A 22,594-nucleotide genomic window follows, 5' to 3' on the forward strand; every position below is an offset into this window, starting at 1 on the left:
GTTAGCGAATACTAACCTGAAACATTCTATCTACAAGATTAACATGAGGTACTTCACAAAACAGAGTGGGTAAAAAATAAGCAATAATATGCATTTTAACGAAAATGACGTTGCGGTAACGTGTTTTGACGTTTTTAACGGGATGCTCAATTGACGATTTACCCAGCAAGTAGTTTCCTTAACAGTGCTTGGGCTTGTAGGCCATTTCTCATCGCATCACTAACGAAGAGAAAACAAGCTCAAGAAGTGGCCGGATTACATGCCACTTACTCATAAGTGAAACATAAGCACAGAGTTAAGGAACAGCTATGCTTGCCAATAAAACTAAAATTGCTTTAGCAGTACTTGCAGCATCAACTGCACTAACTGCGCCACAAGTTTCTGCTGCGCGCAGTGAACTGACTGTAGTACCAAACTTTTACCCTACAATGGTACGTAACTTTAACCCGTACCTAGCAACTAACCTACACACAACTTCTGAGTTCATCTATGAGCCGCTAGTTATCTTCAACGAAATGAAAGGTAACGAGCCAGTTATGCGTCTTGCTGAATCTTACAGCTTGGCTGATGACTTGATGAGCGCAACCTTTAAGATCCGTAAAGGCGTTAAGTGGTCTGACGGTCAAGCATTCACTGCTGACGACATCGTGTTCACTTACGGCATGATCAAAGAGAAGACTGAGCTAGACCAAACTGGTATCAACAACTGGATTGCGTCAGTAGAGAAAGTGAGCGATCACGAAGTCGTGTTCAAGTTCACTGAAGCGAACTCTAACGTACCATACGAGATTTCTCGTGTTGCTATCGTACCTCAGCACGTATGGAAAGACGTTAAAGACCCAGCGACCTTCACCAACGAAAACCCAGTTGGTACTGGTGCGTTTACTGAAATCGACACCTTTACTCCTCAGCTATACATCCAGTGTCGTAACCCACAATACTGGGATGCAGCGAACCTAGACGTTGACTGTCTACGTGTTCCTCAAATCGCAGATAACGATCAGCTACTTGGTATGATCATCAACTCTGAGCTGGACTGGACAAGTTCGTTCGTTCCTGATGTTGACCGTACTTACGCTGCTGCGAACCCGAACCACAAATACTGGTATCCGCCAGCGGGTACTCAAGCGTTCATGTTGAACTACAAAACACCGAACGCAGGTAACAACGAAGCGATCAACAGCATTGATTTCCGTCGTGCATTCTCAATGTCTCTTGACCGTCAAACTATCATCGATATCGCATTCTACGGTAGCGGTGTAGTGAATGACTTCGCTTCTGGTCTTGGCTACGCATTTGAGTCTTGGTCAAACGAAGAGACTCACAACAAGTACAAGCCATACATGACTTACGATGTAGATGGCGCGAAAGCACTACTTGCGAAAGCTGGCTTTAAAGATACTAATGGTGACGGTTTCGTAGAAACTCCATCTGGTAAGAAGATCGACCTAGCTATTCAATCTCCAAATGGCTGGACTGACTTCAACAACACTGTACAGCTTGCTGTTGAGCAACTTGCAGAAGTTGGTATTAAAGCAACTGCACGTACTCCAGACTTCTCAGTTTATAACCAATCTATGACTGAAGCGTCTTACGATGTTGCATACACCAACTACTTCCACGGTGCGGATCCACACGTATACTGGAACTCTTCTTACAACTCTGCGTTGCAAGACGGTGACGGTAACCCACGTTTCGCACGTCACTACTTCGAAAACGAGAAGCTAGACCAGCTGCTAGACAGCTTCTACAAGACTGCTGATCGTTCAGAGCAAGTTAAGATTGCACACCAAATTCAGGAAGTGATTGCTTCTAACCAAGTAACCATCCCTGTTATGTCTGGTGCGTACAACTTCCAGTACAACGAAACTCGCTTTACTGGTTGGTGGAACGAAGACAATCCGAAAGGCCGTCCAATGGTATGGGCTGGTATCGGTGAGCGTGTTCTACAAGTACTTGACCTGAAACCTAAGAAGTAACCAACTAAATTGCGGTGCGCGCCCTTGCGCACCGCCACTTCCCCCACTCTTTATTGAATTTATGGCGCTCTGCGTCAGGGGGTTTTACGTCCTTAATCCGATGCAAATTGGATGGCAGAGGTGTGAGTTATGGGATTTTTTCTAAGACGTTTATCTTTTTATTTGATGGCTTTGCTTTTTGCAGCAACGCTTAACTTTATTATTCCGCGGGCAATGCCAGGTGACCCAGTTACCATGATGTTTGCCAACGCTAGCGTGCAGGTAACACCAGAACGTATCGCAGCAATGAAAGAGTTGCTCGGTTTCGTTGATGGCCCTATTTATATTCAGTACCTAACCTACATTAAAAGTATCTTTACTTGGGAACTGGGTATTTCCGTCGCGACCTATCCACAGACGGTTAACGACATTCTTGCAGGTTCTGTAGGTTGGTCTCTTTTCCTTGCAGGTACGGCTGTAATCTTGTCTTTCTGCTTGGGGTCCATCTTCGGTATCTTCGCGGCGTGGAAGCGTGGCTCAAAATATGATGCCTTTATCTCCCCAGCAATGCTTGCCGTTCAAGCCGTTCCCGCGCTTGTTACCGCCATCCTTGTTATGTTTACTTTCGCGGTAGGGACCCGCTGGTTCCCGACTGGTTATGCTTACACACCAGGTATGCTACCTGATTGGACAAGCTGGGAGTTCTATAAGACGGTGGCTTACCACGCCGTACTACCCTTGTTCTGTGCAACCATCATTCAGATTGGTGGCTTCCTGATCAACATGCGTAACAACATGATTAACCTATTGAATGAAGACTACATCACCATGGCGAAAGGTAAGGGCCTGAGTGAAAACCGTGTCGTCTTCAACTACGCAGCGCGAAATGCCCTACTGCCTTCTGTTACTGCACTTTCTATGGCGCTAGGTATGGCGATTGGTGGTCAGCTGATTATCGAAATCGTCTTTAACTACCCGGGTCTAGGTACCGTTTTGCTTAACGCGATTAACGCGCGTGACTACCAGGTACTGCAAGGACAACTGTTCATTATGACCATCTTCATGCTGTTCTTTAACCTGTTGGCAGACCTGGCATACGTATTCCTGGATCCTCGCCTTCGTAAGGGAGGTAAATAATCATGAAAGCACTTTGGAAAATCCTGCGTGGTAACCCGAAGGCAATGTTCGGCACCTTTATTGTCGGCGCCTTTATCCTAGCAGCTATCTTTGCGCCACTTTTGACCTCTCATGCGCCTAACAAGCGTGTCGGTACACCGCATGAGCATCCGTCATTTGTGTATAAAGCAGCACTATCAAATCATGATGGCTGGATCGCAACGACACTAGGTGGCCACGTTGCAGAAGACATTAAGAACGAAAACCGTCGTACCATCAGCATTGCGAAGAAAGCAGACCATGTTCTCGGTACGTCTCGTATGGGTCGTGACATCTGGTCACAACTTGTTTACGGCACACGTATCTCACTCGGTGTAGGTTTCGGTGCGGGTCTGGTGGTTTGTTTCCTCGCTACCATTATCGGTATTTCAGCTGGTTACTTTGGTGGACGCGTGGATGACATCTTAACCGCTGCCATGAACATCATGCTGGTAATACCGCAATTCCCACTGCTGTTTGTTATCGCGGCCTTTATCGGTCAAGCGGGGCCACTGACTATCGCGGTGGTAATCGGTTGTACCTCCTGGGCATGGGGCGCACGTGTTGTCCGCTCCCAAACCATGTCGCTACGTGAAAAAGAATTTGTAAAAGCTGCTGAAGTACTGGGTGAGTCATCATGGCGCATCATCTTCGTTGAACTGCTGCCTAACCTTATCTCTATCGTTGGTGCTAGCTTCATCGGTTCGGTGATGTACGCAATCATGATGGAATCTACGCTGTCGTTCCTAGGTCTAGGTGACCCGAACGCAGTGAGCTGGGGCACCATGCTTTATAACGTGCGTACCTCTTCTTCTATGTTGGTTGGCGCTTGGTGGGAAGTTGTCGCACCGTGTCTCGCGCTTATCTTTGTTGCTATCGGTCTTGCGATGCTGAACTTTGCTGTCGACGAAATTGCTAACCCGCAGTTACGTGCACAAAAAGGCATGAAGCGCTGGGCGAAAATGCAGAAAGAAAGAGAAGTTGAAAACGAGAAAAGTGAAAACGCGATTCCTAACAATGCAGCATGGAGCGGTGACAAATGAGCAAGCAAGAACCATTAGTTTCAATCCGCAACCTGTGTGTGGATTACATTACTGACGCGGGCGATGTCCGCGCAGTAAACAACGTAAGCTTCGATATTGGCAAAGGTGAAGTGTTTGGTTTGGCTGGTGAGTCAGGCTGTGGTAAGTCAACGGTTGCCTTCTCACTGATGCAACTGCATAAGCCACCAGCATTTATCACTGGCGGTGAGATCTTCTTCGATGGCGAAGACATCCTGAAGTACTCAGAGCAACAAGTTAGCGACTTCCGTTGGAAAGAAATGTCTATGGTATTCCAGAGCGCGATGAACGCGCTCAACCCAGTACTTACCATGGAAGAGCAATTTTGTGACGTGATTATGCGTCACACTAACATGACCCGCGAGCAGGCTATTCGCCGCGCGGAAGGTCTATTGGAAATCGTCGATATCCACCCAAGCCGTCTACGCGATTACCCGCACCAGTTCTCTGGTGGTATGCGTCAGCGTCTTGTTATCGCGATCGCCCTAGCGCTAAATCCGAAAATGATCGTCATGGACGAGCCAACCACCGCTTTGGATGTGGTGGTTCAACGTGAAATCCTACAGAAGATTTATGCCCTTAAAGAAGAGTTTGGCTTCTCTATTCTGTTCATTACTCATGACTTGTCATTGATGGTCGAGTTCTCTGACCGTATCGGCATCATGTACTCAGGACAGTTAATCGAAGTTGCACCATCTAAGCAGATTCTAGAAACCCCGTATCACCCGTATACAGAAGGGTTAGGTAACTCGTTCCCACCATTGACTGGTCCTAAGACACGTCTTACTGGTATTCCGGGTAACCCACTGAACTTGCTGGAAATCCCACAAGGGTGCCGCTTCCAGGCGCGTTGTAGTAAAGCACACGATGCTTGCTTCAGTAAGCCAACCCAGCTACAGCAGATTGAACCTGGCCGTTTATCTAACTGCCACCTGTTCACAAATCGCTAAAGCTTTACCAGTAGACCTAAGGAAACAATGATGAGCTTACCTACTACAAAACCAATAATTGAAGGCAAAAACCTGGTAAAAGACTTTCCGATTAACTCTAACTCTCTAAAGAGCTCAAGGATGCGTGCCATCAATGATGTCTCTTTCAAGATGTACAAGAGCCGCGGCCTCTCCGTGGTCGGTGAATCTGGATCAGGTAAATCTACAACTGCGAAAATGATTGCGAAAATGTATGCGCCTACGCAAGGCCATATCGAGTACTTCGGTCGCGACATTGCAGACATCAATAAAAAAGCGGACCTGATGGAATACCGTCAGGGCGTTCAAATGGTATGGCAAGACCCGTTCGGCTCGCTGAACCCTACCCACACCATTTTTCACCACATTGCGCGTCCACTGCTCATTCACAACAAAGTATCAGGCAACAAGAAAGAACTTGAAGAGCGCGTTTATGACTTACTCGAGCAAGTGGGCCTTATTCCACCGAAAGAGACAGCTCAAAAATACCCGCACCAGCTTTCTGGTGGCCAACGTCAGCGCGTTAATTTAGCCCGTAACATCGCGGTTGGTGCTGAAGTGGTACTGGCTGATGAGCCAACCTCAATGCTGGATGTCTCTATCCGTGCAGGTGTACTTAACCTGATGGAAGAGATGAAGTTTGAGCGTGAAATGGCACTGCTGTACATCACGCACGACATCGCGACGGCTCGCTACATCGCCGAAGATCTTGCGGTCATGTACGTCGGTCACATGGTTGAGTGGGGCGATACGGAAGAGATCATCCACGATCCACAACACCCATATACTCAGCTCCTTGTCTCCGCTGTTCCGGATCCGAAAAAATCGATCCACGAAAAGCTAAAAGGTAATAAAGGTGAGATCCCACTGTGGACGCCAGAATCAATGGGTTGTCCATTTGCCGGTCGTTGCCAACAAGCGACTGACAAGTGTCGCGAGCAACTACCGGGTGTCACCCAGCTATCTGAAAACCACTTCGTTCGCTGTTACTTGTACGAAAACTAGGAGTCACCATGCAGCTGTTAACTAACCACATCGGCTACGAACGTCTAGGCCCAAAACACGCCGTTATTACTGGTGAGTTTGCCCCCGACCAGCAGGTTGAAGTGCGTAATGCCGACGATCATCGTGTTGTGTTACAGCTGCCCCTCACGGCGGGTGGTCAAGTTGCCGAATGGCATACAGGCCATCACGCAGTTGTCAATTTTGACAGCCTTGAAACGGAAGGGGATTACTATCTACAAATGGGAGCCGAGCGCTCCCATACTTTCCGAATTGCCGAGGGGCTATTGATGCAACGTACCTTCTCGGATCTGTTGCACTATTTCAAATCTCAGCGCTGCACTGGCCGTTTCGAAGAAGCCGATCGCAACGCACCTATTTTTGGCAGCGACAAGACCGTTGATGTCCGTGGTGGCTGGTATGATGCCTCGGGGGATGTCAGCAAGTACCTTAGTCATCTGTCTTATGCCAACTTCCTGAATCCACAACAAACACCAATGGTGGTGTGGAACATGTTGGAAGCGCTACACATTTCCGATGACATGCCCGCTTTCACCCAAGCCCGTCTGCTCGATGAAGCCCTCTTTGGCTGCGAGTTTCTGAAGCGTCTTCAAGCCAGTGATGGCTACTTCTATATGACGGTATTTGATAAGTGGAGCAAAGACATCACGCAACGTGAAGTGTGTGCCTATGAAACCCAACTCGGACATAAGTTCGACAACTATCAAGCCGGATTCCGTCAGGGTGGCGGTATGACCATTGCAGCACTCGCTAAAGCGGCTGCATTGGAAAACCATCCTGCCTATCAAACACTTTATGGCTCGCAACCTGAGCCACTTAATGATTATCTCACTGCTGCTGAGCTGGGTTACTGGCACTTGCGTGAGCACAATCTCGCATACTTAGACGATGGTGAAGAAAACATCATCGATGAATACTGTGCCTTAGTGGCAGCAGTGGAACTGTATCGTGCGACGCAACATGAGCGTTACCTCAGCGAATCTCGCCAATGGGCGCAGCGCCTGTCTGCACGTCAAGCCAGTGACGAAAATCAAACACATTTTTGGTTAGCCAACGACACACGTCCGTATTATCACGCGGCGGAAGCGGGCTTACCTGTCATCGCATTAATGCAATACCTGCAAATTGAAACAGACGAAGAGCGCTGCGCGGATATCGCGACTATCGTCACGCAGGCACTGCAATTTGAAATCAACATCACCCGTGAAGTGCACAACCCATTTGGGTATCCACGTCAATACACCCAAGCGGTCGATGGCGACAAACAGAGCCAGTTCTTCGTGCCACATAATAACGAGTCTGGCTACTGGTGGCAGGGCGAGAATGCACGCATCGCCTCGCTTGCAGCCATGGCTTATCAAGCCATCGACGTCGTCAACAATGCCGAGCTGCAAACCGCATTACGCGAGTATGGCGCTAGCTGCTTGAACTGGGTGGTGGGACTTAACCCTTATGATATGTCGATGATCGATGGTCACGGCCATAACAATCCTGATTACTTACCGGAGCTCGGCTTCTTTAATGCCCGAGGTGGCGTATGTAACGGCATCACCTCAGGTTTTGAGAATGAAGCTGATATTGCCTTTAAACCTGCCGGACAAAAAGACGACATGCTGCAAAACTGGCGCTGGGGTGAACAATGGATCCCACATGGCGCTTGGTTCTTACTCGCCGTTGCTGCGCAACGTAAGGAGTTTCTACGTGGCTAACTTTAAGTATCTGGTTGGTATCGATGGTGGCGGCACCTCTTGCCGTGCACGCATCACCGATCTCAACGGTCAACTACTCGGCGAAGCCAAAACAGGCAGTGCGAACATCATGCTCGGTGCTGAAGCAGCGATGCAATCGATCCTCGATGCTATTGGCGCTGCGGCACAACAAGCCAACTTATCGACTGATAGCTTTGCAGACATGGCCGTTGGCCTTGCTCTTGCAGGCGCAGAAGAGTTCCAAGCATGGCAAGCCTTTATGGCCCTGCCTCACCCTTTCGCTCACTTAACGCTAAATACGGATGGCTACGGCGCGTGTTTAGGCGCATGGGCAGGAAAAGATGGGGCAATTCTCATTGCAGGCACGGGCTCAGTTGGCTTGATGATCAAAGATGGTCAACAGCATGTGGTCGGTGGTCGAGAGTTCCCGATATCCGATCATGGTAGCGGTGCTATCATGGGGCTTCGCCTCATTCAAGAATCCCTCTTGATCGCAGATGGCATCAAACCCGACTCTCGCTTGGCTCAAGAAGTGTTAGCGCATTTCAATCATGACATTGACGCCATTGTCCGCTGGTCTAAGACAGCGAAGCCGCGTGACTATGGGATGTTCTCTCCGCAGATCTTTCACTACGCCAACTCTGGCGATGCCCTTGCCATTGCGCTACTGAAACAAACTGCACGTGACATTGAAATGTTACTCGATGGCTTGTTCAGTAAAGGGGCAGAAAAAGCATGTTTGATGGGCGGTATTGCCGAGCGAATGCATCTTTGGCTTTCGCCACCGTATCAAGCACGTATCGCACAACCACAAGGTGACGCAATGGATGGCGCACTATTGATGGCAGGGAAAAGTCATAACCTCTATAACGTCGAGTGTATGGTATGAATCTCCGCTTAGATCTAACCTTAATCGACAATACCGAGACCGGTAGTCGTCTGGCGCTGAGCTTAAGTAATCTCAGCGACGTTCCTCTCAATGACTGGCAGTTAGAGTTTAGCTATGCCCGTCGCATTAACGTTAGATCACTCAGTCAAGGTGACCTCGAACAAATTGGCAGCTTTTGCCGACTTACCCCCCCTAGTACGTCGCGCAGCCTAGCACCAAATCAGCATTTTTATACTGAGTTTGAGGTCAACCTTCCCCATCTTACTTTGATGATTTATGGCATTCCCTCTGCGGTCATCCGCAGCGGAGAGACTCTGTATCCCGTGCAGGTCACGCCACTCAGTTTGGGACCCGATGCTCATTGCCGTGGCGCCGGGTCTTCTTTAAACGGGAGAGAAACAGCGGCAATTTCCATTATTCCTCAACCAGCGGCGCTGCAAGTATTACAAGGCACTTTCACCCTAGACACCCATTGTGTCATTAGGGGTGACCAAGCAACATCGCCTGCAGCTCGTTGGTTGCAGGAGGAAATAGAGCAACAGTGCAACATCCAGATTTCAACGGGTACCACGTCAGGTGCTGGCAACATTCATGTTGAACAGCGCAGTAAACTCGCCTCGGGCAGCTACGAGCTATTAGTTGAACCAGAAGCGATTTGGATTCAAGCCAGTGATAAAGCGGGTTTCTTTGCCGCCGTCGCCAGCTTGTTGCAGCTGATTCCACTAACCGCAAATGAAGGTGGCGCATTCACGCTACCCTGTTTACAGATCAGTGACGCCCCGCGCTTAGGCTATCGCGGCATGATGCTCGACTGTGCGCGACACTTCCATTCGCTTGAGCAAGTCAAACAAGTGATCGGTCAACTCGCACGGCTTAAATTTAATACTTTCCACTGGCATCTTACCGATGATGAAGGTTGGCGCATTGAAATTAAAGCCCTGCCTGCCTTAACGGAAATTGGTGCGTGGCGTGGCCCTAATGAAGTGCTGCAAGCGCAATACAGCCAGTTCGAATCCCGTCACGGTGGTTACTACACCCAAGATGAGATTCGAGAAGTCATTGCCTACGCCAGTGCGCGTGGTATTACTGTGATCCCCGAGATCGACATCCCGGGCCACTGTCGCGCCGCGATTAAATCACTCCCTGACATGCTGGTTGATCCTGACGATCACTCTAAGTATGTCAGCATCCAGAACTATACCGACAACATTTTAAATCCCGCTCTCGCAGGCACTTATACCTTCATTGAGACTGTCCTCGAAGAAGTTTGCGCCTTGTTCCCAGCGCCATATGTCCACATTGGTGCCGATGAAGTGCCTAAAGGCGTTTGGACAGATAGCCAAGCTTGTGCCGAATTGATGGCCCAGCACGGTTATCAAGATCCGATGGAACTGCAAGGTCATCTCTTACGTCACACAGAAAACTTCCTATCACAACGCGGTAAACGCATGCTGGGTTGGGAAGAAGCCGTGCATGGTGACAAGGTCAGCAAGCAAACCGTTATTTATTCATGGCTAAGTGAAGAAGCCGGTTTGAAGTGCATTGAGCAAGGGTACGATGTTGTCATGCAGCCCGCGCAGTCTCTCTATCTTGATTTAGTACAAGGAGACTATGTCGATGAAGCGGGTGTCGATTGGGCAGGTCAATTACCGATTGAAAAAGTGTACGACTACGACCCGCTTGGTAAGGTGCCTCAAGACCTGCTGCACAAAGTGCTCGGTATTCAAACCGCACTTTGGTCAGAGACAGTCGCAACACCAGAACAGATAAATTATCTCCTTTATCCACGTTTGTTTGCAGTGGCAGAAGTAGCGTGGAGTGAAGAACGTGACTGGGGACATTTTGCCCTCAGATTAAACCAACACCTTAACTACTTGGACAAGATGGGTATTCAGTACCGTCATCTTGATAACAACCAATAACTGATTATTACGCAAAGGATAGTAACGATGAAATACGGCTATTTTGATAACGACAATCGCGAATATGTTATCACTCGCCCTGACGTGCCGGCGCCATGGACGAACTACCTAGGTACTGAAGAATTCTGTACAGTTATCTCTCATAACGCAGGTGGTTACTCTTTCTTCCGCTCTCCAGAGTACAACCGCGTCACTAAGTTCCGCCCGAATGCGACATTTGATCGCCCAGGACACTATGTGTACCTGCGTGATGACGTGTCGGGTGATTACTGGTCTATCTCTTGGCAGCCTGTTGCAAAAAGCCTAGAGGAAGCAAACTACGAAGTACGCCACGGCTTGTCTTACTCTAAGTTCAAGTGTGAATACAACGGCATCACTGCACAAAAAACCTTGTTCGTACCAAAAGGCGAAGATTGCCAAGTTTGGGACATCACCATTAAGAATGACAGTGATCAGCCGCGTACCATCAGTGCGTTCTCTTTCGTCGAATTCTCATTCAGCCACATCCAGTCTGACAACCAAAACCATCAGATGAGTCTTTACTCTGCGGGTACCTCATACAATGAGGGTGTGATTGAGTACGACTTGTACTACAACACCAACGATAAAGATGGCTACTACTTTATGGCATCAAGCTTCGACCCAGATAGCTACGATGGCCAACGTGACTCATTCATCGGTCTATACCGTGACGAAGCGAACCCAATCGCGCTAGAAAACGGTAAATGCTCTAACCACGTTCAAACCTGTTACAACCACTGTGGCTCACTGCACAAGCAGTTCGTTATTCAGCCGGGTGAAGAAGTACGCTTTACCTTTGTTCTCGGTATTGGTAAAGGCGAAGGTCAACGTCTACGTGCTAAATACCAAGATCTTGCTAACGTTGACGCAGCATTTGCTGGCATTAAAGATCACTGGGGCAGCCGTTGTGACAAGTTCCAAGTGAAATCGCCAAACGAAGGCCTAGACACCATGATCAACGCTTGGACACTGTACCAAGCAGAAACTTGTGTGGTTTGGTCTCGCTTTGCCTCATTCATCGAAGTCGGTGGCCGTACTGGTCTTGGATACCGTGATACCGCGCAAGACGCGATCTCTGTACCACACTCTAACCCACAAATGACACGTAAGCGCCTTGTTGACCTGCTACGTGGTCAAGTGAAAGAAGGTTACGGTCTGCACCTCTTCGATCCAGACTGGTTCGATCCAGAAAAAGCGGACGTTGAGCCATCAAAATCGCCAACAGTCGTACCAACACCAAGTGATGACGACAAGATCCACGGTATCGAAGATACCTGTTCTGACGACCACCTATGGCTGGTACCGACCATCTGTAAGTTTGTTCAAGAAACGGGGGAACTCGGTTTCATTGACGAAGTGATTCCATACGCAAACGGCGGCGACGCAACAGTTTACGAACACATGAAAGCGGCACTGGATTTCTCTGCCGAGTACGTCGGTCAAACCGGTATCTGTAAAGGTCTTCGTGCCGACTGGAACGACTGTCTAAACCTAGGTGGCGGTGAGTCTTCAATGGTCTCGTTCCTACACTTCTGGGCACTGCAAGAGTTTGTAGAGCTTGCGAAGCACCGTGGTGACGACGAAGCCGTACAGAAGTACACCGAGATGGCAGCCAACGTACGTGAAGCTTGTGAAGAGCACCTATGGGACGACGAAGGTGGCTGGTACATCCGTGGTCTTACTAAGAATGGTGAGAAAATTGGTACCGCTCAGCAAGAAGAAGGCCGTGTACACCTTGAGTCTAACACCCTAGCGGTATTGTCTGGTGCCGTCTCTCAAGAGCGCGGTGAGAAAGCGATGGATGCGGTAGATGAGAACCTGTTCTCTGAGTATGGCTTGCACCTTAATGCGCCTTCATTCGCGACACCAAATGATGACATCGGTTTCGTTACCCGTGTTTACCAAGGCGTGAAAGAGAACGGCGCGATCTTCTCTCACCCGAACCCTTGGGCTTGGGTTGCAGAAACCAAATTGGGCCGCGGTGACCGTGCAATGAAGTTCTACGATGCACTCAACCCATACAACCAAAACGAGATCATCGAGAAGCGTATTGCTGAACCTTACTCTTACGTACAGTTCATCATGGGTCGCGACCACGAAAACCACGGTCGTGCAAACCACCCATGGCTAACTGGTACCTCTGGTTGGGCTTACTTTGCAGTCACTAACTACATCTTGGGTGTGCAGACCGGTTTCGATAGCCTAACTGTTGACCCATGTATTCCAACTGCATGGCCTGGTTTCGAAGTTCGCCGTGAATGGCGTGATGCGGTCTTCAACATCAAAGTTGAAAACCCGAACAACGTTAGCAAAGGCGTTGTGTCTATCACCCTCAATGGTGAAGCAGTTGAAGGTGCGATTCCAGCGCAACCAGCGGGTAGCGTAAACGAAGTTGTTGTTGTGATGGGCTAATGCCCTATTTGGGTAGCGGCCAATGTGCCGCTACCACTTTTAAGATGCATCAACCTGCTCAGTTCAGGTCAAGGAGAACACCATGATTCAATTCGGTACTGGAGGCTGGCGCGCCTTTATCGGTGACGAATTTACCAAAGCAAATGTTCAGTTAGTCGCACAAGCACTCTCTAACATCATGATTGATGAAGGCGTAACCAAAAATGGTTTCGTCATTGGTTTTGACCGTCGTTTTCTTTCAGACAAAGCCAGTCGCTGGTTCGCCGAAGTATTGGCTGCCAACGGCGTTGACGTGAGCTACATCGGCAAATATGTACCGACACCGATCGTGATGTTTCAAGCGAAAGAGATGAATGCCGACTACTCTGCGTGTATCACCGCCTCTCACAACCCTGCGGACTACAACGGCATCAAAGTCTTCATCAAAGGGGGTCGCGACGCTGACGAAATCATCACGGCGAAAATCGAACAGCAAATCGCTAACCTCAGCGCTGACGATGTAAAAACCATCGATTTCGAAGAAGCCATCGAACAAAAACTGATCGAACAGATCAATCCAATGAACGATTTCGTCGATTCCATTGTCGACTTTATTGATATCGACGCGATTAAAAAAGCAAACCTACGTGTGCTCATCGACCCAATGTTCGGTGTAGCAAAAAATGCATTACAAACAGTGCTTATTTCCGGTCGCTGTGACGTCGACGTCATTAACGACAGTGAAAACCCAGCGTTTGGTGGCATGATGCCATCGCCAAGTGCTGCAACCCTGTACCGTCTAAAACACCTCGTCGCAACGCAAGGATACGATATAGGTATAGGTACCGACGGTGATGCGGACCGATTGGGTATCATAGATGAGACAGGACGCTTTATTCATCCAAATGAAGTACTAATCCTGCTTTACTACTACCTGTTGAAATACAAGGGCTGGAAAGGTTCCGTGGTACGCAATATTGCCACCAGCCATATTCTCGATAAAATTGCTGCCGACCATGGCGAGAAGAGCTTTGAAGTCCCAGTCGGCTTTAAACATATCAGCTCGCAGATGGAAGCAGATGACTCTTTGATTGGTGGTGAAAGTTCGGGTGGTCTGACTATCCGCGGCCATATCAAAGGTAAGGATGGCGTTTTTGCCTCAAGCCTACTGGTTGAAATGATCAGTGTCACAGGCAAGAAGCTTTCTGAAATGCTGGATGAAATCTACGGCCGTTACGGCTTTGCGTATACCGCAGAAGGCGACTGCACCTTTAAGGCCAGCAAAAAGCCTGAGATTCACAACCGCATTTATGTCGAAAAGGCGCTGCCTGACTTCGGCTATGATATTGAAAAAGTCAGCTATGCTGACGGTTTAAAAGTGTACTTCAAGAATGGTGGCTGGGCACTTGCTCGCTTCTCTGGTACAGAGCCTCTACTACGACTGTTCTCCGAAATGGAAGATCAGCCACAAGCAGAAGCGATTGTTAACCAGATGCGCACCTTCTTTTTAGAGCAGTAATTCACACTCCTTGATGTGTTTTCCCCCCAGCAATGGGGGTTTCGGTAACCAATGTCTGTCGAGGTGTGGTTTGTACAGACAGCGGAAACCAATTAGCTGTTACTTAACTTGTTCGCCAGCCGTTAGGGTCAGTCATGTAGGTTTGGGCGAAACGCAGGTAGCCTTTGGGCTACCTTTTTTTTACCTTTTTCAACGACATCGACCTGCAATGATCTTCCTACCGTTTATGACAGATCATCCGATCGTCATCCCATTTTAAGTACCAGTTATCCCCTTGGTCGATCAAACGGGTATCGCCTCGATCATCTTGAAAGACCCCCGCTTTATCGTAGCCACTGTGCTGCGCTAAACGAATATCTCGATTGCGATAGATATAGGCTTTTGTCTCAGCCTCAAACTCCACATCCACAGCTTCCCCTTGGCAGTTTAAGGCAAGTTTAGTGGTAGAGCAGCCGCTCGTCATCATCACCATACCTACTAACAAACACGCTTTCGCTCTCAGCAACATCACCTACTCCTCGTTATTATCAGCAGGGTCTGTAATACTGAAGCATCGATGCGGCCACTCATACCGCGCAATGCAACAACGTGCTGATAATAATAACTTTGTCAGAAAACCTTCTAAGCATAGGCAATCTCAGAAAATTCGACGATGATTTCTCCAAATATCGAACATCTCCACTATTTCACCACCGTAGTCGAAATGGGCTCTTTTACCGCTGCGGGCAGAAAACTGAACCGTGATCGCAGCTCGATAGGCCAGGCCATTGCTAACTTAGAGATCGATCTTGGTGTTACTCTGTTTGACCGCCATGGACGGACAATCACACTGACGCCAGAGGGAGAGGCCTTATATGGTAAGGCTCGCACACTGTTGCAAGGCTATCAGTCGTTTTGTCAGTTCAGCCAAAACTTAAGCAGTGATATCGAATCCTCGCTGACTATCGGCATCGATCATTTCACGACCCTAAACGAGATGAGCCGAATAGATAAAGCCATTCATACTGCGTTTCCCGGCCTGCACGTGCACTGGCAACGGCAGCACACCGACGCCTTAGATCCTTTGCTTGAAGCGGGTACCATAGACATCGCATTAAGGCTCTTTCAAAACCGCGACTTACCCGAAGTCTTTCATCCTCAACATGTCGACAATGTCACTCTCGTCAGCGTCATGCATCGCGATACGGCGGAATCTCACCCGACGCAACGACTGCACTCTGAGTTGAGGAAAGTCCCCCTTATTGCTTATCCCGATTTAGACAAAGTGGTGCGCACCGACCGATTTGAGAATGTTCAGCAGGTCTTTTCACCGGAAGCGGCGCTGGAAATCGTCAGTCAAAAAGCGGCGTGGAGCATTTTTCCTTTGCAGTTAATTTCCCCCGAAAGCGAACGCTATATCCAAGTCAGTCTAGATACAAATGCTCCTATGTATGGGCGGCGTATCTTGATTTGGCATCACAGCCATCGCTTCGGAAAAGCCCAGCGTTGGCTAGCTAATCAACTCACCTCCCTGCTTTCTTAAACTGTGATCACCACCACGCAATGAGTTAAACAACGAAAAATCTGCGCCACCTTTTATCTCTATGCGGGGGATTTCACCCCGCTATTCACCATTTCGCGATTTAGGCATTACGACAAACGGTCATAGAATAAACCTCAATGACAACGTCTCTCGTTTTACTCTCGGAGCATCATCCATGTCCCTAAACGCAAAAATAAAAATCACAGCATTAGCTGCCGCCATGGCCTTAGGTCTCACGGCTTGTCAATCGACGCAGCAAACCGACACCCTGTTTGCGGAAGCCTCAGCGTCACCTATCACCCTCTATTCAGCGGCAAACATCATTACCATGTCTGACCAAATAGAGAGTGCAAATGCCGTCGCGGTTCAAGATGGTAAGATTCTTGCGATTGGCGACCGAGACACCATCTTAGCCAAATACCAAGACACGGAAGGTTTCTCGCACAATACAACCTTTGCCAACAAAACAATGACTCCGGGTTTTGTCGAACCCCATGTCCACGCTTGGCTGTTCACCTTTGTCGCCAATACCCACTTCATCACCCCAGCGGACTGGAGCCTACCTTGGGGAGACGTCAAAGGGGTGGTTGGCCAAGAAGCGTATCTCGCGCGTTTAAAAGAGCTCGAAGCCTCACTGCCTGAAGGCGAGCCACTCGTCACTTGGGGCTGGCACAACTACTTCCATGGTGAAATGAACCGTCAGATCCTCGATGAGATCAGCACCGAACGTCCTATTATTGTGTGGCAGCGCTCTGTGCATGAGCTCTATTTTAACAGTGCCGCATTCGATCACTTCGGCGTTAAAGCCGAAGACTGGCAAGGTGAAGCGAATCACTTCAACTACATGGACTACGAAAAAGGTCATGCCTATGAGACCGGTCTCTATGCCGCAGCGCCTTTGTTGCTTCAACTCGTCGGCACACCGGAAAAGTTTGCTCAAGGCATTGAGCGTACCAAGGAGTATATGCAAGCAGGAGGCATCACCACCGCAGTTGATCCTGGTGTCATGCTACCGATGAACATGACAGCATCGATGGTCAACCTGATGGATGATGGCCTACCAATGCTGGATTACTACATGATCCCGGCAGGTAACACCGCTTATGATCACTTGGATAAAGATGCGCAAGCCGCTTTCGAGGCGGTGTCGCAAATGGTCAAAGACCCAGCCACAAACGGTGAGTATGTGCGTTGGCTGCCCAATCAAGTCAAGCTCTTCTCTGATGGCGCTGCGTATGCACAGTTAATGATGATGAAAGACGGCTATACCGATGGCCATGACGGCGCTTGGATCCAATATCCGGAAGATCTTGAAGCAAGCATGCGCCCCTACTGGGAAAATGACTACACCATCGTCGTCCACTCTAACGGTGACTACGGTCTCGAAGTGGCCGTAGACCTGATGGAGAAACTGCACGAAGAGTCACCGCGTGAGGATCACCGTACCAGTTTCCATCACTTGGCTTACACCGATCCGGTCGATATCCAGCGCGGTGCTGACATTGGTGCCACTTTCTCTGTCAACCCATTCTACTTACATGTGTTGGGCGAACAGTATGCAGAGTTTGGTGTTGGTATGGAGCGCGCGCAATACACGTCTCGTGGCCGTTCTTTCCTTGATGCTGGGGCAAGCTTATCGTTCCACTCTGATGCGCCAATGGCGCCGGGACGCCCACTTGCACTAGCTTGGACAGCAGTTAACCGTACTGGCCTCAGTGGCAAGATGCTAGGTGAGTCTGAAAAGATGACCATGGAAGAGTCGCTGCGTGCGATCACCATCGAAGCCGCCTACCAAACGCGTTTGGAAGATGAAGTGGGCAGTATTGACCTGGGTAAAGCCGCTAACTTTGCAGTACTCAACCAGCACCCTTATGAAGTAGAGAAAACGGCACCTGAAACTATTAAAGACATCGAAGTCTATGCCACTGTCTTTAATGGCAACCCGGTTGTGACTGAGAAAATGTCGCAAGGTCTCGTGCTTAACCAAGAAGGGCTAAATACCGTCAACATCATTTCTCGCCTTGGCGGTGGACATGTGACAGGTGGTGATAGCTGCGATGCCAGCCGCATTTACCAAGAGATCCTTCGCGATATGTAACTCGCCCCCCTGATAATACTGGCCCGGCTCTCGCCGGGCTTTTTATTCTGACCTCTCAAAGAGATCATTATGCTCGTTCATCAATATACTCGCGCCTACTCGGCGCAACTACTTCACCTTGTACTGTGTATGATCTGGAACGCGGTAGGTGTTTACCAAATCGCACAAGGACAACAACCGATTGGCCCCGTCGCTTCACTCAATGGCATAGTTGTCATGACAATCCTGAGCATGACACTGCTGATACTGCTACACAAAGGTTGCGAGAAAAGTTACTGTCTAGTGTCCCTCCTCCCCGCTATGGCTGCATTGCTGGCCATCATTGGTGCATTCACAGGTGAGCCGACAAACTGGCCGACCGCGATTTGGCGCTGGGCAGGTGTCGCCGTCAACATCATTGGTCTAGTCGGCTTGCTGCAAGTCGTTCGCTGTTTTCGTGCTAACAAGCCAGCACATCATGCATGACGCGAGCAAGGTAAGCTGAAGGGTTAGCCATCCATCAGCGCAGCTTCACGTCGCAGCCAGTCAGCAAAAACGACAAACTTTTGTCTGCTCTGCATGCCGTCCGGGCAAACAAGGTCATACCCCATTCCCGAGCTAATACTCGGGAATGGCGCAACCAAGTCCCCTGTCTGTAAATAGTGGGCAGCAACCACTTTTCTCGCCATCGCAATTCCCATCGAGTTCTGTGCCGCCATGATCGCATGATCATACTGGGTGAAGGTATGGCTACGCGCATAGCAATCTATCGTCATCGCCATATGATCGAGCCATTTAGACCAGATCTCTGAATGCTCGCCGTGAATAAATGTCGCTTGCGAAAGTGCAGTGAGATCCCCAGCTAACAGACCAAGTTTCTCTGCATACAGCGCCGAGCAAACCGGAATACGCTCTTCAGAAAACAGCCGTTCCGAATAACTGTCAATGTAACGACCTCGGCTATAAAAGATCGCCGCATCCAACGCATCATATTGAAAATCGCCACGGTAGTGCTTGGTAAACAACTTAATATTCAAGTGGGGGTGTTCTTCATGAAAGCGGTGAAGTCTCGGCATTAACCAGTTGGTCGCAAACGCGGGTGATGTGCCGACAACCAGTTCCCCAAACAACGCGTTACCGCTTAAATCCTCAAGCTCACTGTTAATAGCGGCCAACGAATGGTGCAAGGTATTTATCAACCTTTCTCCTTCCGGAGTCAGCGCCAAGCTTCGTGTGAGACGCACAAAGACCTGAAAACCAAGCTCAGACTCCAACCCTTTGATTCTATGACTGATTGCCCCTTGAGTTAGACTCAATTCATCTGCCGCTTTGGTAAAACTCAGGTGTTTGGCGACGATCGTTAAGGTGTGTAGGTTGGCCATCAATTTATTACTGACTAACATCTTTCCATCCATGAATATTTTTAATGCATGTTAGCTTATTTTTCGTTTGTTGATGAAATTTATTTATCCCATTATTGGCGCAGTGAGAGAAAGAGATGGCCGCCTCAACAACTCTCTGAACCTTTGAAACTTTATTAACGTCAAAAAAATAGGTGATGAATGAATATTTTTGGCTATCTACAAAAAGTAGGTAAAGCATTGATGGTGCCGGTCGCCACCTTACCAGCGGCAGCAATCTTGATGGGTATTGGATACTGGGTTGACCCGGTTGGCTGGGGCTCAGAAAGCGTCATCGCTGCGTTACTGATCAAATCAGGTGCAGCCATCATTGATAACATGGCGCTACTCTTCGCCATTGGTGTTTCCTTCGGCCTGAGCCGCGACAAAAACGGTTCAGCCGCCTTAGCGGGGTTTGTCTGCTACATGGTCGTCACCACTTTGCTTTCTCCAGCCGTTGTTGCACAGCTAAAAAGCATTGATCTTGAGGCGGTGCCCGCAGCATTCGATAAGATTGGCAACCAGTTTGTCGGTATTCTTATCGGTATTATCTCCGCTGAAATTTACAACCGCTTCCACACTGTTGAACTGCCTAAAGCCTTGGCTTTCTTCAGCGGAAAACGCCTTGTACCCATTTTGACGTCCATCGCCGGTATCTTACTTTCGGTGCTACTGCTAGTTGTTTGGCCCGTTATTTATGACGCGCTCATCTCTTTTGGTACCAAACTCCAAGCGATGGACGCCGTCGGTGCTGGCCTATTTGGCTTCTTCAACCGCCTGATGCTGACCATTGGTATGCACCACGCCCTTTACCCTGTGTTCTGGTTTGATGTTGTCGGTATCAATGACATCCCTAACTTCCTTGGTGGTGCACAATCCCTCGCAGAAGGCAATGCTGTTGTCGGTAAAACAGGCATGTACCAAGCAGGCTTTTTCCCCATCATGATGTTTGGTCTTCCGGGTGCTGCACTGGCTATCTACCACTGTGCTGACCAAAAATCGAAAGATAGAACCTTCTCTATCATGCTCGCTGCCGCCATGGCATCGTTCTTCACTGGCATCACTGAACCACTTGAATTCTCGTTCATGTTCACGGCTCCATTGCTTTACGTGATTCATGCTGTTCTCACCGGTATCTCGCTCTATATCGCAGCATCAATGGAGTGGATGGCAGGCTTTGGCTTCTCTGCAGGTTTCGTTGATATGGTTCTATCGACGCAGAACCCGCTCGCAGTGAAATGGTACATGTTGATCGTTCAAGGTGTTGTCTTCTTTGCGATTTACTACTTCATGTTCCGCTTTGCAATCGTCAAGTTTAACTTGAAAACACCGGGTCGCGGTGAGAGCGATGAAGAAGCCGTCAATGCGGAAAACATCGGCGAACTGACAGAAGCCTACATCGCTGCTATCGGTGGTAAAGAGAACATTGTTGAAGTCGACAACTGTATTACTCGTCTTCGTCTGACTGTAAAAGACTCTTCTATCGCCAACCGCGATGAGATGGGCAAACTGGGTGCTGCAGGCGTGGTACCTATCGGTAAAGAAGGACTGCAAGTCATCATTGGCCTTGGCAAAGTGGATAAAGTTGCCGCAGAGATGAAACGCATCTTAGCCTAACCGTCCCCCTGAGAGTGTTGCTATCCACCCAATCCCCCCTGGTGTGGGTGGTGACATTCTCACCTTACTAAAACGCCCAGCTCATGACTGGGCGTTTTTTTAGTTTATCGCTCTGTCACCTTGCCGCAGACGTAAGCTCGGTTCAAAGTGACGGACAATCTCGATCGGCGAGTCATTCATGAGACCGTTCAGGATCTCCACTGCCGTTCTGGCCATATCACCAATCGGAAAGTGCACTGCTGAAATCGCGGGATAGTAGCTGGCGCAAAGGTCAATACTGTCAAAACTGACTACGGATATCGCCTCAGGAACGGCAATGTCTTGCTCGTGAAGATACTGTAACAACCCACTGGTCATCTCTTCACTGCACGAGTAAATAGCGGTCATCTCAGGGTTGGCTTGATGCAGCGCTTTTGCCGCTAAGTAACCACTTTCTCGCCCATAGTTCCCTTCACTGGTCAGTTTAGGATCAGGCGTGATCCCTGCGGCCTTCAGTGCCGCTTGATAACCGCGTAAACGCGCCCGGCTGTTGACCCGATGAATAGGCCCTGAAATACACCCAATTTTCGTGTGACCTTGAGCAATCAAATGTGCCACCATCATCTCACTGGCGCTATGGTGATCAAAGGTCACACAACGCGATTCTAATCCTTCGACGACGCGATCAATTAACACAAACGGTGTGGGTTGCTTTGCCAAATCACGCAACTCATCGTCACTTAAGTGGCGACTATTGAGAATGTAGCCATCACAGCGTAGATCATGAAAACGCCGTATCGCTTCACGCTCACCTTCAACGCTATGATGGCCTTGTGCGGTGATCAAAAACTTGTTGTGCTTATCAAGCTCTGATTGAACCTGATCCATCATAAAACCAAAGAAGCCACCGGTGTAATAGGTCACCAGAAGCCCTGTCATGTTTGAGGAAGCCGTCGCTAAACTACGTGCAATCGCACTTGGTCGATAATTGAGTTCTGCCATGGCCGCTTCAACTTTTCGCTTCGTATCTGCGCGAAAAGAGCCTTCGCCATTGATAATCCGTGACACCGTTGAGCGGTTCACCCCCGCTAACGCCGCGACATCTTTAATACTTGCCATCCATTACTTCCATTTAATCAAGGTGCTGTGTTGCAATGCGAGTATACTCAAGCCACCTCAAGATGCAGGATTCAGAAGCAGACTAGCGCGTCGAGTTCAAGGCAAAGGTGTGAAGGAATGGCTTTCCCCTTTCGAACACATTTAACGCAGAAATCGGGGCGCTAGTCGCTTCCCGAAGGGCGAGTTTTCTAGGCTCGCCACCGTCGTTACTGTTTTTTGATTTAGTCCACTAGATCTTCAAAACAGTGCCTCGATGGCAAACCT

General features: G+C 49.0%; 17 protein-coding genes. 14 read left to right on the plus strand and 3 right to left on the minus strand.

What is annotated here, in order from left to right:
- The first annotated feature begins 308 nt into the window (after positions 1-308).
- The 10 genes from TSUB_RS14045 (at position 309) to TSUB_RS14090 (ending at position 14,616) form a co-directional block, all read left to right on the plus strand.
- Positions 309-1,979 carry an ABC transporter substrate-binding protein gene (locus TSUB_RS14045; protein ID WP_087022212.1) on the plus strand — a complete coding sequence of 557 codons (1,671 nt, stop codon included), beginning with the start codon at positions 309-311 and terminating at the stop codon, positions 1,977-1,979.
- A 129-nt stretch (positions 1,980-2,108) separates the two neighbouring features.
- Positions 2,109-3,095: an ABC transporter permease gene (locus TSUB_RS14050; RefSeq protein ID WP_087022215.1), complete on the plus strand. Its 987-nt coding sequence runs from the start codon at positions 2,109-2,111 to the stop codon at positions 3,093-3,095.
- Positions 3,096-3,097: 2 nt separating this feature from the next.
- On the plus strand, positions 3,098-4,156 hold the full coding sequence (locus TSUB_RS14055) for an ABC transporter permease (protein WP_087022218.1): 1,059 nt from the start codon (positions 3,098-3,100) through the stop codon (positions 4,154-4,156).
- The gene (locus tag TSUB_RS14060; RefSeq protein WP_087022221.1) at positions 4,153-5,124 is read left to right on the plus strand and encodes an ABC transporter ATP-binding protein; all 972 of its coding nucleotides are present in this window, start codon (positions 4,153-4,155) and stop codon (positions 5,122-5,124) included. Before TSUB_RS14055 ends, TSUB_RS14060 begins: the two co-directional genes overlap by 4 nt.
- A gap of 30 nt (positions 5,125-5,154) precedes the next feature.
- Positions 5,155-6,147 (plus strand): ABC transporter ATP-binding protein, encoded by a 993-nt coding sequence (locus tag TSUB_RS14065; protein WP_087022224.1) that lies wholly within the window; start codon positions 5,155-5,157, stop codon positions 6,145-6,147.
- An 8-nt stretch (positions 6,148-6,155) separates the two neighbouring features.
- Positions 6,156-7,874 (plus strand): glycoside hydrolase family 9 protein, encoded by a 1,719-nt coding sequence (locus TSUB_RS14070; RefSeq protein WP_087022227.1) that lies wholly within the window; start codon positions 6,156-6,158, stop codon positions 7,872-7,874.
- Entirely contained in the window at positions 7,867-8,763 is an 897-nt protein-coding gene (locus TSUB_RS14075) for a glucosamine kinase nucleotide-binding domain-containing protein (RefSeq protein ID WP_246616374.1), read from the plus strand. Before TSUB_RS14070 ends, TSUB_RS14075 begins: the two co-directional genes overlap by 8 nt.
- A complete protein-coding gene (locus tag TSUB_RS14080; protein ID WP_087022233.1) occupies positions 8,760-10,685 on the plus strand; it encodes a beta-N-acetylhexosaminidase in 1,926 nt (641 codons plus the stop codon). The genes TSUB_RS14075 and TSUB_RS14080 overlap by 4 nt, the downstream gene beginning before the upstream one ends.
- Before the next feature lie 27 nt (positions 10,686-10,712).
- A complete protein-coding gene (locus tag TSUB_RS14085; protein ID WP_087022236.1) occupies positions 10,713-13,118 on the plus strand; it encodes a glycoside hydrolase family 94 protein in 2,406 nt (801 codons plus the stop codon).
- Positions 13,119-13,200: 82 nt separating this feature from the next.
- The gene (locus tag TSUB_RS14090; RefSeq protein WP_087022239.1) at positions 13,201-14,616 is read left to right on the plus strand and encodes a phosphoglucomutase/phosphomannomutase family protein; all 1,416 of its coding nucleotides are present in this window, start codon (positions 13,201-13,203) and stop codon (positions 14,614-14,616) included.
- Positions 14,617-14,833: 217 nt separating this feature from the next.
- Here the strand turns inward: TSUB_RS14090 and TSUB_RS14095 are convergent, their stop codons facing one another.
- A complete protein-coding gene (locus tag TSUB_RS14095; RefSeq protein ID WP_087022242.1) occupies positions 14,834-15,124 on the minus strand; it encodes a hypothetical protein in 291 nt (96 codons plus the stop codon).
- Between the two features lie 144 nt (positions 15,125-15,268).
- On the opposite strand from TSUB_RS14095, the gene TSUB_RS14100 reads away from it, so the two are divergent.
- The 3 genes from TSUB_RS14100 (at position 15,269) to TSUB_RS14110 (ending at position 18,701) form a co-directional block, all read left to right on the plus strand.
- Positions 15,269-16,138, plus strand: coding sequence for a LysR family transcriptional regulator (locus tag TSUB_RS14100; RefSeq protein ID WP_087022245.1), 870 nt, complete (start codon positions 15,269-15,271; stop codon positions 16,136-16,138).
- A 175-nt stretch (positions 16,139-16,313) separates the two neighbouring features.
- Positions 16,314-18,236 (plus strand): amidohydrolase, encoded by a 1,923-nt coding sequence (locus tag TSUB_RS14105; RefSeq protein WP_087022248.1) that lies wholly within the window; start codon positions 16,314-16,316, stop codon positions 18,234-18,236.
- 69 nt (positions 18,237-18,305) lie between these two features.
- Positions 18,306-18,701, plus strand: coding sequence for a hypothetical protein (locus TSUB_RS14110; protein WP_087022250.1), 396 nt, complete (start codon positions 18,306-18,308; stop codon positions 18,699-18,701).
- 23 nt (positions 18,702-18,724) lie between these two features.
- On the opposite strand, the gene TSUB_RS14115 is transcribed toward TSUB_RS14110, so the two are convergent.
- Positions 18,725-19,618: a LysR substrate-binding domain-containing protein gene (locus TSUB_RS14115; RefSeq protein WP_087022252.1), complete on the minus strand. Its 894-nt coding sequence runs from the start codon at positions 19,616-19,618 to the stop codon at positions 18,725-18,727.
- 159 nt (positions 19,619-19,777) lie between these two features.
- On the opposite strand from TSUB_RS14115, the gene nagE reads away from it, so the two are divergent.
- Complete coding sequence (gene nagE / locus TSUB_RS14120) at positions 19,778-21,232, plus strand: N-acetylglucosamine-specific PTS transporter subunit IIBC (protein WP_087022255.1); 1,455 nt, start codon at positions 19,778-19,780, stop codon at positions 21,230-21,232.
- A gap of 99 nt (positions 21,233-21,331) precedes the next feature.
- On the opposite strand, the gene TSUB_RS14125 is transcribed toward nagE, so the two are convergent.
- Positions 21,332-22,330 carry a LacI family DNA-binding transcriptional regulator gene (locus TSUB_RS14125; RefSeq protein ID WP_087022258.1) on the minus strand — a complete coding sequence of 333 codons (999 nt, stop codon included), beginning with the start codon at positions 22,328-22,330 and terminating at the stop codon, positions 21,332-21,334.
- Between the last annotated feature and the right edge of the window lie 264 nt (positions 22,331-22,594).

The organism is Thaumasiovibrio subtropicus, assembly GCF_019703835.1.
Taxonomy (GTDB): domain Bacteria; phylum Pseudomonadota; class Gammaproteobacteria; order Enterobacterales; family Vibrionaceae; genus Thaumasiovibrio; species Thaumasiovibrio subtropicus.

Excerpts from the sequence above, each read along its gene's own strand:
- TSUB_RS14045 (WP_087022212.1), top strand. The coding sequence starts at position 309 with ATGCTTGCCAATAAAACTAAAATTGCTTTAGCAGTACTTGCAGCATCA.
- TSUB_RS14050 (WP_087022215.1), top strand. The coding sequence starts at position 2,109 with ATGGGATTTTTTCTAAGACGTTTATCTTTTTATTTGATGGCTTTGCTT.
- TSUB_RS14055 (WP_087022218.1), top strand. The coding sequence starts at position 3,098 with ATGAAAGCACTTTGGAAAATCCTGCGTGGTAACCCGAAGGCAATGTTC.
- TSUB_RS14060 (WP_087022221.1), top strand. The coding sequence starts at position 4,153 with ATGAGCAAGCAAGAACCATTAGTTTCAATCCGCAACCTGTGTGTGGAT.
- TSUB_RS14065 (WP_087022224.1), top strand. The coding sequence starts at position 5,155 with ATGAGCTTACCTACTACAAAACCAATAATTGAAGGCAAAAACCTGGTA.
- TSUB_RS14070 (WP_087022227.1), top strand. The coding sequence starts at position 6,156 with ATGCAGCTGTTAACTAACCACATCGGCTACGAACGTCTAGGCCCAAAA.
- TSUB_RS14080 (WP_087022233.1), top strand. The coding sequence starts at position 8,760 with ATGAATCTCCGCTTAGATCTAACCTTAATCGACAATACCGAGACCGGT.
- TSUB_RS14085 (WP_087022236.1), top strand. The coding sequence starts at position 10,713 with ATGAAATACGGCTATTTTGATAACGACAATCGCGAATATGTTATCACT.
- TSUB_RS14090 (WP_087022239.1), top strand. The coding sequence starts at position 13,201 with ATGATTCAATTCGGTACTGGAGGCTGGCGCGCCTTTATCGGTGACGAA.
- TSUB_RS14095 (WP_087022242.1), bottom strand. The coding sequence starts at position 15,124 with ATGTTGCTGAGAGCGAAAGCGTGTTTGTTAGTAGGTATGGTGATGATG.
- TSUB_RS14100 (WP_087022245.1), top strand. The coding sequence starts at position 15,269 with ATGATTTCTCCAAATATCGAACATCTCCACTATTTCACCACCGTAGTC.
- TSUB_RS14105 (WP_087022248.1), top strand. The coding sequence starts at position 16,314 with ATGTCCCTAAACGCAAAAATAAAAATCACAGCATTAGCTGCCGCCATG.
- TSUB_RS14110 (WP_087022250.1), top strand. The coding sequence starts at position 18,306 with ATGCTCGTTCATCAATATACTCGCGCCTACTCGGCGCAACTACTTCAC.
- TSUB_RS14115 (WP_087022252.1), bottom strand. The coding sequence starts at position 19,618 with ATGTTAGTCAGTAATAAATTGATGGCCAACCTACACACCTTAACGATC.
- nagE (WP_087022255.1), top strand. The coding sequence starts at position 19,778 with ATGAATATTTTTGGCTATCTACAAAAAGTAGGTAAAGCATTGATGGTG.
- TSUB_RS14125 (WP_087022258.1), bottom strand. The coding sequence starts at position 22,330 with ATGGCAAGTATTAAAGATGTCGCGGCGTTAGCGGGGGTGAACCGCTCA.